The organism is Luteibacter jiangsuensis (assembly GCF_011742555.1).
Taxonomy (GTDB): domain Bacteria; phylum Pseudomonadota; class Gammaproteobacteria; order Xanthomonadales; family Rhodanobacteraceae; genus Luteibacter; species Luteibacter jiangsuensis.
In genome coordinates, this window is the sequence record NZ_JAAQQR010000002.1 from 202947 (window position 1) to 219635 (window position 16689).

A 16689-nucleotide genomic window follows, 5' to 3' on the forward strand; every position below is an offset into this window, starting at 1 on the left:
AACACCCCTGGGAGGCCGGCTTCAGGAAACGTATCGGCTGCCGTTGACCACGATTAAGGAACCGTCCGCCGATTAGGGGCAAGGGTCGGGCGACAGGGCCACGACCGCCCCATCGCGCGGTTGCGACAACGCATATAGACTGAATGAAACACGACCGGAACCCCGCCAGGCGATGACCTCCGTTTCATCCCAAAGCCCGACTATGCAGGCGCCTGGTTTCGGCGAGATGGAGCCGTTGCAGCACGCCCTGGAGCGGCTGCTCCGTGCCGCGGACGCCGAAGCGGTACGCACCGAATGCGAGGCCTTCGTGCACTGCCTCATTGCCGGGGCGCAAGTGGACTGGCGCGCGGACGCCGACGCGATTCCCACCCGCCCGGGGCTGCTGGAACTGGCGGTCGATCCGCAGAACGAGCGAAGTCTGGAGATCGCGGCACCGGAAGCGGACCTGGCCGCCTGGGCCGACATGCTGTCCTGGCTCGGCCGCCTTTCGTCCGCCCGCCTGCGACAGCTCGCCGAAACCGCGAACCTCTACGAGGCCATCTCCCGGCTCGCCCTCGCCGAGCGGCTGCAGCGCGCGCTCTACGCCATTGCCGAGCAGGCGGGCGCCGAGCACAACATGAAGGACATGATGAGTGCGCTCCACGGCATCGTGGGCAGCCTCATGTATGCTGAGAACTTCTTCATCGTTCTGTACGACGCGCAGAACCGCACCGTCCGTTTCCCGTATTTCGTGGACACCGAGGATCAGGACATTCCCGATCCGGAAGGCATACGTCCCATCGAGGCCATCGAGAACACGCTGACCTGGCACGTGCTGCTCAGTGGCCGTTCCATGATGGGCGCCAGCAGCGATCTGGAAAAGAACCTGCCGGGTCCGCGGGTGAACATCGGCCCGCCCAGCGACGACTGGCTCGGCGTGCCCATGAAGCGCGGCGAGGACGTCGTGGGCGCGCTCGTGGTGCAGAGCTACCGCGACGATACGCGCTACACGGAGAACGACCGCGATCTTCTCACCTATGTCGCGCAGCACGTGCAAACGGCGCTGGAACGGCGCCAGGCTCATGAGGAACTGGAACGCCGGGTCACCACGCGCACAGCCGCGCTGCGCGAGGCCAATCGCGTGCTCCGCCAGCAGGTTCTGCAGCGCCAGCGCGGCGAACGCCTGCAGGCGGCGCTCTTCCGCATCGCGGAGCTGGCCAACACATCGGACAGCATCGAGAACTTCTACGCAGCGGTGCACCGGGTCATCGGCGGTCTTCTCTACGCGCGCAATTTCTATATCGCCCTGTTGTCGGAAGACCAGAACAAGCTCACGTTCCCCTATTCGGTGGACGAACTCGACGGCGTGCGGGAGCCGCGCGAACTCGGCCGCGGGCTCACCGAGTACGTGCTGCGCAACGGCAAGGCCCTGCTGGCCGACCGCGACGAGATCGACCGCCTCAACCGCGACCAGGTGCTTTCCACCAGCGGCGCCCGCTCGCTGCACTGGCTTGGCGTGCCGCTCATCTGGAACGAGAAGTCGATGGGCGTGCTGGCGGTGCAGAGCTACACGCCCGAACACACCTACAGCGCCCGCGATCAGGAACTGCTGACCTTCGTCAGTTATCACATCGCGAACGCGCTGCAGCGCAAGTACACGACCGAGTCCCTGAAGCAGGCCTACGCGAGCCTGGAGCGCCGCGTCACGGAGCGCACGCGAGCACTCGCACTCGCCAATCGCGACCTGCGCGAGCAGATTGCGGAGCGCGAGCGCGTCGAGCGCCGCCTCAAGTACGAAACCCTGCACGATTCCCTCACCGGCCTGCCGAATCGCACCCTTCTGCTGCAGCGCCTCGAACAGGCGTTGAACCACTACCGCGAGAATCCCGGCGAACTCTTCGCCGTGCTCTTCATCGATCTCGACCGCTTCAAGGTGATCAACGACTCCGTGGGGCACCTCGTGGGAGACGACCTGCTCTTCCAGGTCGGCGGCCGTATCCGAGCCTGCCTGAAGACGCGCGACGTGGTCGCCCGCCTGGGCGGCGACGAGTTCGCCGTACTGGTCGAGGGCATCGTCGACCCGCAGGCCGCCACGCACATCGCGGAACGCATCATCGCCCAGTTGCAGACACCCTTCCGGCTGGGTGCGAAGGAAATCTTCACCTCGGCATCCATCGGCATCGCGCTGCCCTCGCCCGATTACACACGGCCGGAAGAACTGCTCCGCGACGCCGATTCGGCCATGTACCGCGCGAAGGACGAGGGGCGCCACCGCGCCGCCATCTTCGACGATCGCCTGCGCCGCGAAGCGCTTTCCCTCCTCGAACTGGAAGGCGACCTGCGCCGGGCGCTCACGCGTAACGAGTTCGTGCCCTTCTACCAGCCCATCGTGGAACTGGAGAGCGGCCGCGTCGTCGGTTACGAGGCACTGCTGCGCTGGCGCCATCCCGAGCGCGGCCTGCTGCCGCCGGGGGAATTCCTCGCCGTGGCCGAAGACACGGGCTGTTCCGAAGCCATCGACTGGCAGATCTTCGAACAGGTGGCGCGGCAGGCGCGTGCGCTGGTGGGCGACGAGGGTTTCCTCAGCATCAACGTATCGGGCAGCCATTTCCGCTCCCCGGACCTCGATCAGCGCCTGCTCGACCTGTTGGCGGAGCACAACGTACCGGCCCGCTCCATCCGCGTGGAAGTCACGGAGCGCGCGCTGCTCGAGAACCCCGCCCAGGTCAAACGCATCCTGGAAAACCTGCGCAACCATGGCGTGGGCATCGCGCTGGACGACTTCGGCACGGGCTACTCCTCACTCAGCTACCTGCACCAGTACCCGATTGAAACACTGAAGATCGACCGCTCCTTCGTGACCGAGCTTCCGTCCGAAGACAACGAGGCCCACAGCACGGCTGTGGTGCGCGCCATTCAGGCGCTGGCCGATTCGCTGCGCATGCAGGTGATCGCCGAGGGCATCGAAACCGAATCGCAGATGCGCGTCCTGCGCCGCATCGGTTGCCGATTCGGCCAGGGCTTCCTGTTTGCCCAGCCGGCCCCGGCCAGCAAGTGGCTCGGCTCGCCGCTGTCGCTGGATGCGTGATCCCGTCCCTGAGGAGTCGCTGCAGCGGCGAGGGGGAGGCGCACGAGGCTTATCGCTACGCCGCTTCGTTGGCTTTTCGCCGCTGAAGCGGCTCCCACATGTCGCTTATTGGAGCGTTGAGGGCGAGGGCGGGGTTTCCACCTGCGTGAGCAGGCGCTCCGCGTCCACGCGATCGAAGATGTAGCGAGTGGCGCAGAACTCGCAGATCACTTCGATCTCGCCCTGCCTGTCATGAAGCGTGGCCTCCACCTCCTCGCGTCCGAGCGCACGCAGCATGCCCTCCACGCGCTCCTGCGAGCAGGTGCAACCGAAGGCCAGCGGCTTCGGTTCGTACAGCCGCACGGTCTCTTCGTGGTAGAGGCGATAGAGCAGCTCCTCCGGACGCGTGGCAAGCATTTCGGTGGCACTCAACGTGGCGGTGAGGTGACCGACCCGGGCCCAGGCGTCGTCGTCCTGTTCCGCCGCCGCATGGCCGCCCTCGCCCGGCACGGGCTGGAGCATGAGCCCGACCGCGTGCTTTCCGTCGGCCGCCAGCAGGATACGGGCCGGCAACTGCTCGGAGCGTTCGAAGTAGTTTTCGAGCGCCTCGCCGATCGTGCCGGTGTCTTCGAGGTTGACCACGCCCTGGTAACGGCCGCGTTCCGCATGGCCGATGGTGATGGCCAGCATGGCGTCGGGCAGGCTGGCCAGTTCGACCTGCGGCGGCAGTGCCTGGGCGTCGTATCGCGCCAGACCGCGAACGCGGCCCTTGTCGGTGCATTCGGTGAACAGCAGGCGCAACGCGCCCTGGCTCTTGAATTCGAGCGAGAGCGCGCCCTCGAATTTGATATTTCCCGTCAGCAGGGCGCTGGCGGCCACCGCCTGGCCGAGCGTGTCGCGCAGCGCGCTGGGATAGTCCGCGCGCGAGGCGATCTCGTGCCAGCTGGCGCCCAGTCGCACCAGCACGCCGCGCACTCCCGCCTTCTCGAGCATGAAGCGGTGCAGCACGTCTTCCGAGGCAAGGTTTTCGACGATGGAATCGGTCACGGCGGTCTCCTGGTGATCCGACGGAAGATGGGGACGCCCACGGGCACCGACAAGCCTGCGGCGGACTTGCCCCTTATACTGCGCCATCCTTCGTCACAGCGCCGCTATGAGTCCCACGCCTCGTTCGCCGATACGCCGGATTCTCCGCCTGCTGGCCCTGCTGCTGCTCGCGTGGGTGGTGCTCTCCTGCCTGGCCGTCATCGTGCTGCGCTTCGTGCCTCCCTGGACCAGCGCCATGATGATGGAACGCCGAACGGAGGCGCTCGTGCACGGCGAGGAGGATTTCCACTTCCGCCACCGCTGGGTGCCGTGGGACCGCATCTCGCCAAACGTAGGCATTGCCATGGTGGCTGGCGAGGATCAGAAATTCCCCTACCACCATGGGTTCGACGTGGATGCGATCCAGGACGCCATCGATGCCGCCGACGAAGGCAAGCGCCTGCGTGGGGCAAGCACCATCAGCCAGCAGGTGGCGAAGAACCTGTTCCTGTGGAACGGACGCAGCTTCGTGCGCAAGGGGCTGGAAGCCTGGTTCACCGTGCTCATCGAGGCCTTCTGGCCGAAGCAACGCATCCTCGAGGTGTACATGAACATCGTGGAACTCGGCGACGGCGTTTACGGCGTGGGCGCCGCCAGCGAAGCGTTCTTCCACACCACGCCCGACCGGCTCGGCATGGCCCAGGCGGCAAGGCTTGCCGCGGTGCTGCCCAATCCACGCCGCTTCCACGCCGATGCGCCCAGTGCCTACGTGCAGCGCCGCGCGGAGTGGATCGCGCGACAGGCGGCGCAGCTTGGCGGCCCGGCTTACCTCACGCGACCGGCGCCCGTGTCCGGGCGTGTCCGGTGAGAAGACCCCTTATGTCGTTTTCCCTCGCCGTCGTCGTTCCCGCTTACAACGAAGCCCAGGTCATCGGGACTTTCCACGCCCGGCTCGCTGGCGTGCTCGACGGCATCGATGCCGCATGCCGCGTCATCTACGTGGATGACGGCAGCAGCGACGAAACCTGGCCCATGGTCGTGGCGCTGGCCGAAGAAGACCCGCGCGTGGCGGCGCTGCGGCTCTCGCGCAATTTCGGCAAGGAGGCCGCCATGACGGCGGGCCTGGATACCGCCGACGCCGATGCCGTCGTGGTCATCGACGCCGACCTCCAGGACCCTCCCGAGCTCATTCCCGAACTGATCGCGCAGTGGCTGGACGGATACGACGTGGTGTATGCCACACGCGGAGAACGAGACGGCGAGACGCGCACGAAAAAATTCACGTCCGCGGCGTTCTACCGGGTGATGGAAAAGCTGTCCGACACCCCCCTTCCCCGCGACACGGGCGACTTCCGCCTGCTTTCGCGGCGCGCCGTGGAGGCCATGCGAGGTCTGCGCGAGCGGCAGCGCTTCATGAAGGGGCTGTTCGCCTGGATCGGCTATCCGCAGACGTCGGTCACCTACCATCGCGATGCCCGCCACGCGGGCAACACCAAGTGGAACTACTGGCGCCTGACCAATCTGGCCATCGAGGGCATCACCTCGTTCTCCACCGCGCCGCTGCGGATGGCCACCTGGCTGGGTGTGTCCGCCGCAGGCTTCGCCTTCCTGTACGGGCTCTGGGTGATGTTCAAGGTGCTCCTCTGGGGCGACCCTGTGCGGGGCTATCCCACACTGATGGTGGTGATCCTCTTCCTCGGCGGGGCGCAGCTTCTCGCCCTGGGGGTGATAGGCGAATACATCGGACGGACCTACGCCGAAGCTAAACGCCGCCCGCTTTACTACATCGAATCGCGCCGTGGCGGCCTTTCATGTGGCGGTGACTCCGGCAAGGCGGGTCGGGAGTAAACTGCGGGTACCGCGGCGGCGGCCGCGCCCAACCCGGGAGTCGAGCATGCAGCAGGTCAAGCATCTTCTTGCAGCCAAGGGGAACGCCGTTTACGCGGTGGCACCCGATGCCGCGGTATACGACGCCCTCCAGCAGATGGCCGACAAGAATGTCGGCGCCCTCGCCGTCATCCGGGGGGACGAACTGGTGGGCATCATTTCCGAGCGCGATTACGCACGCAAGGTCGTTCTCAAGGATCGCTCGTCGCGGGAAACGCCGGTCTCGGAAATCATGACGCCGGGCGTGGTCACCATCGGCCCCGATGCCTCCGTGGACGACTGCATGCGGCTGTGCACCGACAACCGGCTGCGCCACCTGCCGGTGCTGGACGGCGGCCGTGTCGTGGGCATGGTGTCGATCGGCGACCTGGTGAAGGCGACGATCTCCGAGCAGAGGGAAACCATCAACCAGCTGGAAAGCTACATCGTCGGCTGATCCGCCTTCGTGGCCTCGCTCGACTCCGGCTCGAGATCGGGCGAGGTGGCGGCGCGCCTCGCCACTTCCGTCGCCACGGCGGCAAGCCCGGCGCAGATGACACCGATGCCCGCGATACCCACGCCGATGGCGTGAAGGCCCTGGAGGCCGCCGGTGACCAGCAGGTCGCCAAGGCGCCATACCGTGGTCTCGATGAAATTCTTGCCCTTGTAGCGCAGTTCGGGCGGCACACGCGTGTAGAGCGCGTCCGCCGCGGGTTTGGCCATCCCGTACGTCAGGCCACGCGTTCCCACCTGCACGATGGCGATCAAGGGCACGGCGACACCGAACAGGAGCGCATTGCCCGCCCCGTGCATGGCCAGCCAGGCGAGCAGTCCGAAGTTGACGACCGACGGCAGCACCAGTGCCCATGCCGTGCCGAGGCCGCGCATCAGCAGCGGCGTAAGGGTGAGTTGAAGGAGCGCGCCAAGGCCGTTGATCCACAGATCCAGTTCGGCGTAAAACGCGGTGCGGACGGCATTGTCCGTGAAATGAGCCTTCGTGTAGTCGGCCATCAGGGCATAGGCCATGGTGGCGATGCCGTCGCTCAGCAACATGAGCAGGGCCATGTAGCGAAGGAACGGCTGCGACACGGCCGCCTTCGCCCCTTCGACGAATGAACCTCCGAGCGGCGTACCGTCGCCGGCATCGTCCTCTCCGTTTCGCGTGGAGAGGGCAAGCAATGCACCGAGAGCCGCCAGGAGCGCGACAGCCGACACGACGAGCATCGCGGGGACATTCAGGCGCATGACGAGGAGGCGGGTGAGCAACGGACCGGCCAATGCACCGGCCATGCCACCAAAGGCGATGAACGGGAACACGAGACGCGCCTGCCGACTCCGGTACACGTCCGCCATGAAGCTCCAGAACAGCGACACCACGAAAAGGTTGAAGACGCTAAGCCAGACGAAGAACACCCGGCCCAACGCCTCGGCCCCGATGCGGTCCTGCGCCACGAAGGCCGGCACGAAGGCGATCAGACACGCGACGAAGAAAAGGTAACTGCCCAGAACCACCCGCCGGCGCGGAAAGCGCGACACCAGCCAGCCGAAGACCGGCGTCAGCGCCAGCATCACCACGAAGACGATGGCGTAGAACATGGGTAACGACGACGATCCCGTCGCGCCCACCAGCTGATCGCGCACAGGGCGCAGGATGTAGTAGGAGGTCAGTATCAGGAAAAAGGAGATGACCGATAGCGCGAGGGACTTGGCCTCGCCGCGGGCGGCATTCGGTCTCTGGTTCACGATGGCCCACGGTCCGGTGAAAGCGGCGTCGGAAGCCTACCATGCCCACGTGGCTCGTTCAGGGTCGTCAAGAGGCCATCCGTTGTCGCGGAGCGGGAAGTAAAAGACAATGCCAGGAGCCGGGGGTATCCGGTGTTCCCATTCCGCGGCACCGCCGGTGCCTCGATCCGCGAGAAAAGCATGTCGTTTCGTTCCGCGTCCCTGCTCGCCTGCGCGCTCGCCTGCGCCGCCTCCGCGTCCATCGCGTTTGCCGCGACTCCGCAAAAACCACCCGTCGTTCACGTGGATCCCGCCTCGGCGAAACTGCCGCCGGAGAGGGTCAAGGAAACCGTGGAGAATTACAAACGGTGGCTCGATGCGCTGGAAGCGCGCGACGTGGCACCCGCGGTCGTGACGGCCGTCATCGTCGACGACAAGGTCGTCTACGAGCGCGCCATGGGCTATGCCAACGCGAAGACGAGGGAACCGGCCACTCCGGAGACCGTGTTCCGCCTGGCCTCGCTCTCGAAGGCTTTTGCGACGGGCGTCACCGCCGTACTGGTGCGCGCGGGGTTCCTCAGCTGGGATACCAGGCTGATCGACACGATTCCCTATTTCAAGCTCAAGGACATGCAGGAGGCCCAGCAGGCGACCGTACGCGACATCCTTGGGCAGCGCCTGGGCCTGCCGCGCAACACCTACGATGCGATGCTGGAAGCCGACGCGCCCTACGAGGAACTGGTGCGCAAGCTGGACGAGGTCGATCTCTCCTGCAAGGTGGGCGCATGTTACGGCTACCAGAACGTGGCCTTCAGCATGATCGGCGACGTGATCTTCGCCCAGACCGGCGACTATTTCTTCCGCCAGGTGGAGCGGCGCATCTTCTCGCCGCTGGGCATGACCACCGCAAGCTACGGCCGCGACGCCCTGGAATCCAGCAAGAGCTGGGCCCGTCCGCATCGCGGCACGCCGCACCACTGGACGCCTTACGAACCCAACGACAGCTACTACCGCGTGGCTCCCGCCGCCGGCGTGAACGCCAGCCTGCGCGACATGGAGCAATGGCTGATGGCCCAGATGGGCGCACGGCCCGACGTCCTGCCCACGCCGTTGCTCGACGTGCTGCATGCACCGGAGGTCGCCACGCCTTCCGAGGAGCGCTCGCAGCCGTGGCGCCGCGCCCGTGTCACCGACGCGCATTACGCACTGGGCTGGCGCGTCTTCAAGTACGCCAATGAAGACCTCGTGTACCACGCAGGCGCGGTATCGGGCTATCGCACGATGATAGGCTTCTTCCCGAAGTACCACGCAGGCGTCGTCACGATGTGGAACGCCGCCGGCCCGGTGCCGGGCGGGCTCATGCCCATGGTGTTCGACAGCCTGTTGGGCTTGCCGCATGTCGATTGGGCGGGCGTCGACGGCCCGGTACGCGACGCACCGGTCGCCAAGGCCGCGAAGTCCACCCCTGCGAAAGCCAACGCCAAGGCGAAGACATCCCCGAAAAAGAGCGCGGCGAAGAAGACGGCAAAAAAGAAGCCCTGATTCCCTTTGGCGGCACCCCGCCCTGACTCACGCAAAAAAAGGCCCCCGCTTGTCGCGAGGGCCTTTCGTCTTACCGGCCGAGGTTGAACTGCAACCGTCGCCGGAGTGTTACCGCCATCGGTTCGCCGTTGCGTGTGGCCGGCTTGTATTCCCAACGGCTGACCGCGTCGATCGCCGAGCGATCGAACACGTGCTTGGGCTGCGAGTCCACCACCGTGACGTTACCCACCGTACCGTCGGTGCCCACGGTCAGTTCGACGTCGACCCAGCCCTCCTGGTTCGCGCGCATCGCCGCGGTCGGGTAGCGCGGGGTGACCTGGCGCACGAGTACCGCGTCGCTGATCGCGTCGGCTTCGGGCGCTGCCGGGCGCGGCGTCGGCGTGGCGGCAGGGCGACTGGCGGGTGCGGCGGTCTGCTGCTGGGCGGTACGGGCCGCCTGTTCGCGTGCCGCAGCCAGGCGCTGAGCTTCCGCTGCCTGTTCGGCCTGCTGCTTTGCTGCCGCCGCCGCGTTCTGCTGGGCAAGCTGCTGAGCCTTCTGAGCATCCAGCGCCTGCTGCTGTTCGCGGTCGAGCGTCTTGCGCTGGGCATCGAGCTTGGACCGCAGGATCGTCAGCGTGTAGTTCTCGGGGTCCGCCTTGGCGAGCAGATCGATCTCGCGCTGCGCTTCGGTGAAGTCGCGCTGGTTGATCGTCTGCTCGGTCGCTGCGGCGCCGTAGGAAAAGGTCTCGCGCAACGCGTCGGCGGCCACCGGATTACCCGGCTGCTTTTGCAGCACTTTCATATAGAACTCGAAAGCGTTGTTACCCGCCGGGGCGACGAGCCGCTGCTCGTTCATGGCGGTGCGGGCTTCGGCCAGCAGCTGATCGACGCTGAGCGCATCCACGTTGGCGGGTGGGGCTTCGCGCGCCGCGGTCGTCTTCTGCGACGCGGTGGGCCCGGGTGACACACCGGCCGATGCGTCGCGGTACGGTTTGATGATCAGGAACCACGCTGCGATGGCGAGAGCCACGACGATGGCGACGACCGCGAGCGTGACAGGATTGACGGCACCGCGTACATGGCGGCGCGAGGAAAGGCGATGACGGGTATCCATGGCGGTTCTGAACGGACTCCGCTTAACGCGCGCCCCTCTATGGCTTGACGCGGAAGACCCCCCGTCCTCCGCAGCGCGATGTGGCGACAAGGTAACCGTAATGGCCGCGTGAATCCAGTTCGCCGGACTAGGAGCTTTTCGGGGCCTGAAAACGAACGACCCCGGCGGGGCCGGGGTCAAGTCTTCGAAGTGACTCCCCGCGCTGGGCACCGCGGGGAGCTAATTCGCTAACGTACTTTCTTATTGGAGGTGACGCTTACTTGGCCTTGGCGGCCTTGGTCGCGCGGACCACCTTGGCGGCGGCGACCTTCTTCGAAGCAGCCTTGCGCGGCGAAGCCTTGCGCGTGGCCTTCTTGGCGGTGGCCTTACGTACGGCCTTCTTCACCGCCTTCTTGGCGGCGACCTTACGGGTGGACGTCTTGCGAGCGCCCTTCTTCGCAGCGGCCTTCTTCGCCGGCGACTTGCGGGTAGCAGCCTTACGGGTCGCGACCTTGCGGGTCGAGGCCTTCTTCGCCGGCGACTTGCGGGCGGCGGTCTTCTTCACGGTCGACTTCTTGGTCGCCTTCTTGGCGGCCGATTTCTTGGCAGTGGATTTCTTGGCAGTGGCCATGGTTCGTCTCAGCTCCTCATCAGTTGGCAGTGGTTGCCCAGTAAAAGCGTGGAGGAACGCTTCGACCAGCAGGTCGCTGTTCGTAGCGTGCCTCAAATTGTTCACCTGGCGGCGAGTACGTTCATCGGAAAGCAGGCGGAGCACATGCAGCGGAATCGAGACTGTGATCTTGCGAACCGACCCCGCTTTCGAACCATGCTCCACATACGGCCTGATGAATTTTCCTGTTTCCATTCCGGGTTCCCCGTCGATTGACGCAAAAGCTATTCCTGAACATTTCCGCTGTCAATAAATTTTGGCACTAAATTGAAGACCTTGCGGCGGGATAGCAGCGACATCGAGTGACCTGGGAAGGCTCGTTCGGTCGCTTCGAGGATGGCTTTCGTGCTGTCGGAACGCAGAACACTAAACACACGCGAGCGCTTATTCGGTTCAGCAAACATCATAAATAAAGGCATATTTCGTTCGTCGTGAGAAACGACGTGCGTTTCCGGCAGCGGCTTGTGTCCATTACGAGCGACGCCCGAACAACTCCGAACCGACGTCGTTCCGGGGATGAACGAAGTGCAAATCGGGGGCAAAAAAAAATTTCCCCGGCACCCCCTCCGGGACAAAAAAAATGCCGGTCGAGGACGACCGGCATCGATTCGGGGTTACCGAAGGGGATCAGTGATCGTCGCTTTCGGCGACCTCGGCGTACTCGTCCGGCGTGAGCAGATCGTCGAGTTGCGACTTGTCGCTCATCTTCAGTTTGAAGATCCAGCCCTCGCCGTAGGCGTCCTCGTTGATCGTTTCCGGCTTGTCGCTGAGAGCCGTATTCACCGCGATGACTTCGCCCGACACAGGCGCATAGATGTCGGAAGCTGCCTTCACGGATTCGACCACGGCCGTGCCTGCGCCAGCCTCGACCGAGCTGCCCACTTCCGGGAGTTCGACGTAGACCAGGTCGCCAAGCGACTCCTGCGCATGGTCGGAGATGCCGACGGTCACGCTGCCGTCGCTTTCGACGCGGACCCACTCGTGGGACTTCGCAAACTTCAGATCGCCGGGGATTTCGCTCATGGGATAGGGCCTCGTTCGTCTCGGTACGGGTGCGGGAATGGGACGCTCGATTGTACCGGTAAGTGGCCCGCGAGAAAGCCGTACCCGACATGCTTCTGGCGCACACCCAGCCCCGGGCTTACCGACCTGAAGGATGTTTCCTCACAGCCAGCGGCGAATGCACCGACAGAATGCCGTGGGCGCGCGGGGCTACCTTGTAGCCGCGGCTCGGTCCTGATGCCGCATCCCGATCGCCTCCCCCTCCCGCGGCGATCCACTCCCTGCGAACCCATCGCAGCATCCACCACGGAGCTCCCCATGAAACGGATCCTCAAGACCACCCTGATCGCCACCGCCATGGCGCTGTCTCTCTCCTCCCCGCTGATGGCGGCCGAGGTCGCCAGCGTTGGTGAAGCCCGCCAGGAGGCGGCCCGTCATCTCGCGACGCTCATCAACGACGCCGCCTTCAACGATGCCTTGCAGGGCCAGTTGCACAAGAACCAGGCGATGCTTGCCGATGTACTGCGCGACTACGAGCCCAGGGACGTGACCCGCGGCGACGCTGCGAAGGAAGAGCTTCGCGACCTGGACCGACAGGCTATTCGTTACCGCGGCCTGGAAGGGGCGGTTCAAGGCCTGCTCGATTTGCACGTGTCCGGCACGGGCGGTCAGCCACTCGCGAACACCCGTGGTGTCTGGACCGCGACCATCGTGAAGAACCCCGCCACCCGGCAGAAGGAACTGGTCGCCTACGACGACCGCGGCACGGAGCGCCGCTATCCGGTCGACGCGGCGCCCGACGTGCCGATGCTCGTCGTCGAATCGACCAACGCGACGGCCCTTAGCGCGGGCATGCGAATCATGAACGAGTCGCTGCGCCGAGGTGACCTGCAATCCGAAACGCCACGGGCCACCTCGCGGACAGGGAGCCTGGCCGCGTCCCAGGAAGATGTTTCCGTGCTCACCGACATCTACCTGACCGATGACCGGGAGCCCAACGCGGCAGGCGACGCTGAAGTTTTCGCCATCATCTCCGGGGTCAGTCCCGAGGGCAAAGCGGAAATCATCAATGTGGACATGCCATGGCTGGACCACGACAAGCAGTGGTACAGGCCGGGTCAGGATTTCATCACCTGGCGGAATTTCGGCGCCAATTACGTGAACGTGCAGCTCTTCGAAGACGACGGCGACTTCAACTATAAGGAGTTGACCAAAGCGGTGGTCTCCGCGGTCGGCGACGTGTCGCTCCTGGTCTCCCCGGGAGCACCGTATGCACTCATTTCCGCCGGCCTGGCCAAGATCGCCAATACGATCATCGATGTGATGCCGGGCCAATGGTTCGAGAACTCGGTGGATTACATCGACTCCTTCTATATGCTCGAGCGTGGCAGTCACTACACCCGAAACAGTCCGAGAGTCGGCGCACGTGGTTGGGCAAAGATCGGGTTGGCACCGCGAGTGATCGTCGGGCCGGGAGTGAAGGCATACGTGGACAAATCCACGGAAACCGAAAAGCCGGGCAAGAACGACCTCTGATCGAAACGCGAAAGGGCGGCCCGCGCCGCCCTTTCCTTTCCGCCACCCGGTTCTTTCAGCCGGCGATACCCGGCATGGGCTGGCCGTCGCGGACGAAGGGGAACTTCACCACCCGAACCGGTATTTCGCGGCCACGGATGTCCACGCGGACCGAACCGAGTTCGCCGACCGGCACGCGCGCGAAGGCCACCGACTTGCCCAGGGTGGGTGCGAACCCGCCGGACAGGATCTCGCCTTCGCCGGCCGCCGTGAGCACCTTCTGCCCGTGGCGCAGCACGCCCTTGTCGTCCATGACCAGCCCGACCATCGTGCGCTGCACGCCGTCGGCCTTCTGCTTCTCGAGCGCGGCGCGCCCGATGAAGTCGCGGCCCTCGTCGAGGGAGATCGTCCACGCGAGCGCGGCTTCCCACGGGGTGACCGACTCGTCCATGTCCTGGCCGTAGAGATTCATGCCGGCCTCGAGGCGCAACGTGTCGCGCGCGCCGAGACCGGCCGGCGCAACGCCGGCTTCGCGCAGAAGGTTCCACAGTTCGACCACCCGAGCATTGGGCACGACGACTTCGAAGCCGTCTTCACCCGTGTAGCCGGTGCGCGCGAGGAACAGCGGCATGCCGTTCGGCCCCTCGACCTCGATGGCGGCGAACTTGCCCAGCTTGCGCGCCTTCTCGCGCACTTCCTCCGGCAGGAGGCCGATAAGCTTCTCGCGCGCGTTCGGGCCCTGCACGGCGATCATGCCGAACTCGGGGCGCTCGCGTACCGTGACGCCGAAGGGGGCCGCCTGTTTCTCGATCCACGCGAGGTCCTTGTCCCGGGTGGCTGCGTTGACCACCAGGCGGAAGAAGTCCTCGCGGAGGAAATACACGATCAGGTCGTCCACGACGCCGCCGTTTTCGTCGAGCATGCACGTGTAGAGCGCCTTGCCCGTCTTCGCCAGCTTGTCGACGTTGTTCGCCACCAGCTTGCGGAGGAATTCGCGCGTACGGTCGCCGCCGAGATCGACCACGGTCATGTGCGACACGTCGAACATGCCGGCGTCCTTGCGCACGGCATGGTGCTCCTCGATCTGCGAGCCATAGGCGATGGGCATGTCCCAGCCGCCGAAGTCGACCATGCGGGCGCCCAGCTCGCGATGGGTGGCGTTGAGTTCGGTCTTCTGGGTCATCGGCGTACCTTGCAGGGAATGGACGGCGGGAACAGCCTCCCATTATCGGGCCGCGGCCCGCCAAAGGCCAATGGCGACCAAGACAGGGGGCCACCGACTCCTGCTAGCCTTGCCATCCATGGCGACGGCAACCTTACCCGGCTCGGCAACCCTTTCCCGCGACGCGGGCGGCGCGCGGCTGGCCCTGGCGGGCGACTGGACCCTCCCCCACTACCCGGCGCTGCAGCAACGCGCCACCGAACTGGCCGGCTCGATCGATGCGGCAGTAGCGCTCGATATCTCTCGCCTGGGCGCCCTGGATACCGCCGGGGCCCTCGTCATCGCCGAGTTGCTGGGCAGCGCTCGAACCCAGGCGCTGGCACAAGACGAGGCGCTGCCTCCGGCGCGCCGTGCGCTGCTGAAGACCGTCGGCGACGCCATCGACACCTATTGCACCGGAGTGAAGCGCCGCCGCGACGCCGGTTTCGTGGTAACGCTGGAGCGCATCGGCCGGGCCATGCACGGCTTCTGGCGACAGACCGCCAAGCTCCTTGCCTTCATTGGCATGACGCTGCAGGGTTTTCTCACCACGGTCTGGCGCCCGCATCGCTGGCGGGTGACCTCGCTGGTGTCGCACATCGAACAGACCGGCCTCGACGCCGTGCCGATCCTCGCACTGCTCTCGTTCATGGTGGGCTGCGTGGTGGCCTTCCTCGGGTCCACCGCCCTGGCCAGCTACGGCGCCACCGTCTTCACCGTGGACCTCATCGGGTTCGCCTTCCTGCGCGAGTTCGGGGTGCTGCTCACGGCCATTCTGCTCGCCGGCCGCACGGCCAGCGCCTTCACCGCGCAGATCGGCTCGATGAAAGCGCGGGAGGAAATCGATGCCATACGAACGCTCGGCCTCGACCCGGTGGAACTGCTGGTGCTTCCGCGGGTGCTGGCCCTGCTGATCTCCCTGCCCCTGCTCACCTTCATCGCGATGATGTCCGGTGTCGTCGGCGGCGCCGTGGTCTGCATGGCGGTGCTGAAGATGTCCCCGTCGATGTTCCTCACCATGTTCCAGGCGGACATGTCGCTCACGCAGTTCCTCGTCGGCATGGCGAAGGCGCCGGTGTTCGCGTTCATGATCGCCGTGATCGGCTGCATGGAAGGTTTCAAGGTCGCCGGTAGCGCGCAGTCGGTGGGCGAGCACACCACGTCCGCCGTGGTGCAGTCGATCTTCGTGGTAATCCTCCTGGACGCGGTGGCGGCACTCTTCTATATGGAGATGGACTGGTGACCGCCGAAACCGTCATCGAGGTGCGCGGGCTGGTGAACCGCTTCGGTACCCAGACGGTGCACGAGGATCTGAACCTCGACGTCTACCGCGGCGAGATCATCGGCATCGTGGGCGGGTCGGGCACCGGCAAGTCGGTGTTGCTGCGAACCATCGTCGGACTCGTGCGCCCCACCGCGGGCGAGGTCCGCGTGTTCGGGGAGAACCTGCTCGCCTTGCCCGAGGACCGCCGCTCTCAGGTGGAACGTCGCTTCGGCGTGCTGTTCCAGAGCGGTGCATTGTTCTCTTCGCTGACGGTGGCGGAGAACGTGGCGCTCCCTCTGGTGGAGCACGCGGGCCTTCCACGCATGGACGCACAGCGCCTCGCCGGAGTGAAACTGGCGCTTGCGGGACTTCCCGTGGATGCCGGACGCAAGTACCCCTCGCAGCTGTCGGGGGGCATGATCAAACGCGCGGCCCTCGCCCGGGCGCTCGCCCTTGACCCGGAAATCCTGTTCCTGGACGAGCCGACCGCGGGGCTGGACCCGATCAGCGCCGCGGCCTTCGACAGCCTCATCGTCACTTTGCGCGACGCCCTGGGGCTTACGGTTTTCCTCGTCACCCACGACCTCGACACCCTGTACTCCACCTGCGATCGCGTCGCGGTACTTTCGCAGCGACGCGTGCTCGCCGCCGCCCCCATCGACGAGGTGGCGAAAACCGACGATGCATGGGTGCAGGCGTATTTCAACGGACCGCGCGGCCGCGCGGCCACATTCGCCGCCCATCGGGGCGGTGGCTAGGGACT

General features: G+C 65.6%; 14 protein-coding genes. 8 read left to right on the top strand and 6 right to left on the bottom strand.

The window, feature by feature from the left end:
* The first annotated feature begins 202 nt into the window (after positions 1–202).
* On the top strand, positions 203–3067 hold the full coding sequence (locus HBF26_RS04560; protein ID WP_240151213.1) for an EAL domain-containing protein: 2865 nt from the start codon (positions 203–205) through the stop codon (positions 3065–3067).
* 105 nt (positions 3068–3172) lie between these two features.
* On the opposite strand, the gene hslO is transcribed toward HBF26_RS04560, so the two are convergent.
* Positions 3173–4093 carry an Hsp33 family molecular chaperone HslO gene (gene hslO / locus HBF26_RS04565; RefSeq protein ID WP_338039627.1) on the bottom strand — a complete coding sequence of 307 codons (921 nt, stop codon included), beginning with the start codon at positions 4091–4093 and terminating at the stop codon, positions 3173–3175.
* Between the two features lie 106 nt (positions 4094–4199).
* Here hslO and mtgA point away from each other — a divergent pair, with 106 nt between their 5' ends.
* From mtgA to HBF26_RS04580, 3 genes are read left to right on the top strand one after another with little or no spacing between them, the layout of a single operon-like run.
* Positions 4200–4940 (top strand): monofunctional biosynthetic peptidoglycan transglycosylase, encoded by a 741-nt coding sequence (gene mtgA / locus HBF26_RS04570; protein ID WP_167123547.1) that lies wholly within the window; start codon positions 4200–4202, stop codon positions 4938–4940.
* Positions 4941–4951: 11 nt separating this feature from the next.
* Entirely contained in the window at positions 4952–5920 is a 969-nt protein-coding gene (locus HBF26_RS04575; protein ID WP_167123549.1) for a glycosyltransferase family 2 protein, read from the top strand.
* A gap of 46 nt (positions 5921–5966) precedes the next feature.
* Positions 5967–6395, top strand: a complete 429-nt coding sequence (locus tag HBF26_RS04580) for a CBS domain-containing protein (RefSeq protein ID WP_167123551.1) — start codon at positions 5967–5969, stop codon at positions 6393–6395.
* Here HBF26_RS04580 and HBF26_RS04585 read toward each other — a convergent pair.
* On the bottom strand, positions 6380–7681 hold the full coding sequence (locus tag HBF26_RS04585) for a translocase (protein WP_167123553.1): 1302 nt from the start codon (positions 7679–7681) through the stop codon (positions 6380–6382). The two genes, HBF26_RS04580 and HBF26_RS04585, sit on opposite strands and share 16 nt — an antisense overlap.
* Before the next feature lie 180 nt (positions 7682–7861).
* On the opposite strand from HBF26_RS04585, the gene HBF26_RS04590 reads away from it, so the two are divergent.
* Positions 7862–9202, top strand: coding sequence for a serine hydrolase domain-containing protein (locus tag HBF26_RS04590; RefSeq protein WP_240151214.1), 1341 nt, complete (start codon positions 7862–7864; stop codon positions 9200–9202).
* Positions 9203–9272: 70 nt separating this feature from the next.
* Here the strand turns inward: HBF26_RS04590 and HBF26_RS04595 are convergent, their stop codons facing one another.
* From HBF26_RS04595 to gcvH, 3 genes are all read right to left on the bottom strand, one after another.
* On the bottom strand, positions 9273–10295 hold the full coding sequence (locus tag HBF26_RS04595) for an energy transducer TonB (protein ID WP_167124355.1): 1023 nt from the start codon (positions 10293–10295) through the stop codon (positions 9273–9275).
* Between the two features lie 256 nt (positions 10296–10551).
* Complete coding sequence (metJ, locus tag HBF26_RS19940; protein WP_167123555.1) at positions 10552–11139, bottom strand: met regulon transcriptional regulator MetJ; 588 nt, start codon at positions 11137–11139, stop codon at positions 10552–10554.
* Positions 11140–11571: 432 nt separating this feature from the next.
* Positions 11572–11967, bottom strand: coding sequence for a glycine cleavage system protein GcvH (gcvH, locus tag HBF26_RS04605; RefSeq protein ID WP_167123557.1), 396 nt, complete (start codon positions 11965–11967; stop codon positions 11572–11574).
* Between the two features lie 297 nt (positions 11968–12264).
* Between gcvH and HBF26_RS04610 the strand changes: the two genes are divergently transcribed.
* Complete coding sequence (locus HBF26_RS04610) at positions 12265–13482, top strand: DUF3103 family protein (RefSeq protein ID WP_167123559.1); 1218 nt, start codon at positions 12265–12267, stop codon at positions 13480–13482.
* Between the two features lie 55 nt (positions 13483–13537).
* Here HBF26_RS04610 and gcvT read toward each other — a convergent pair whose 3' ends face one another.
* A complete protein-coding gene (gene gcvT, locus HBF26_RS04615; protein ID WP_167123561.1) occupies positions 13538–14644 on the bottom strand; it encodes a glycine cleavage system aminomethyltransferase GcvT in 1107 nt (368 codons plus the stop codon).
* A gap of 118 nt (positions 14645–14762) precedes the next feature.
* Here gcvT and HBF26_RS04620 point away from each other — a divergent pair, with 118 nt between their 5' ends.
* Both HBF26_RS04620 and HBF26_RS04625 read left to right on the top strand, forming a co-directional pair.
* Entirely contained in the window at positions 14763–15905 is a 1143-nt protein-coding gene (locus HBF26_RS04620) for an MlaE family ABC transporter permease (protein ID WP_167123563.1), read from the top strand.
* Positions 15902–16684, top strand: coding sequence for an ATP-binding cassette domain-containing protein (locus tag HBF26_RS04625; RefSeq protein WP_167123565.1), 783 nt, complete (start codon positions 15902–15904; stop codon positions 16682–16684). The genes HBF26_RS04620 and HBF26_RS04625 overlap by 4 nt, the downstream gene beginning before the upstream one ends.
* Positions 16685–16689 lie beyond the last annotated feature (5 nt).

Coding starts and splice junctions, on each gene's coding strand:
- HBF26_RS04620 (WP_167123563.1), top strand. CDS start 14,763: ATGGCGACGGCAACCTTACCCGGCTCGGCAACCCTTTCCCGCGACGCG.
- HBF26_RS04580 (WP_167123551.1), top strand. CDS start 5,967: ATGCAGCAGGTCAAGCATCTTCTTGCAGCCAAGGGGAACGCCGTTTAC.
- HBF26_RS04610 (WP_167123559.1), top strand. CDS start 12,265: ATGAAACGGATCCTCAAGACCACCCTGATCGCCACCGCCATGGCGCTG.
- HBF26_RS04575 (WP_167123549.1), top strand. CDS start 4,952: ATGTCGTTTTCCCTCGCCGTCGTCGTTCCCGCTTACAACGAAGCCCAG.
- mtgA (WP_167123547.1), top strand. CDS start 4,200: ATGAGTCCCACGCCTCGTTCGCCGATACGCCGGATTCTCCGCCTGCTG.
- HBF26_RS04595 (WP_167124355.1), bottom strand. CDS start 10,295: ATGGATACCCGTCATCGCCTTTCCTCGCGCCGCCATGTACGCGGTGCC.
- metJ (WP_167123555.1), bottom strand. CDS start 11,139: ATGGAAACAGGAAAATTCATCAGGCCGTATGTGGAGCATGGTTCGAAA.
- gcvH (WP_167123557.1), bottom strand. CDS start 11,967: ATGAGCGAAATCCCCGGCGATCTGAAGTTTGCGAAGTCCCACGAGTGG.
- HBF26_RS04560 (WP_240151213.1), top strand. CDS start 203: ATGCAGGCGCCTGGTTTCGGCGAGATGGAGCCGTTGCAGCACGCCCTG.
- HBF26_RS04590 (WP_240151214.1), top strand. CDS start 7,862: ATGTCGTTTCGTTCCGCGTCCCTGCTCGCCTGCGCGCTCGCCTGCGCC.
- gcvT (WP_167123561.1), bottom strand. CDS start 14,644: ATGACCCAGAAGACCGAACTCAACGCCACCCATCGCGAGCTGGGCGCC.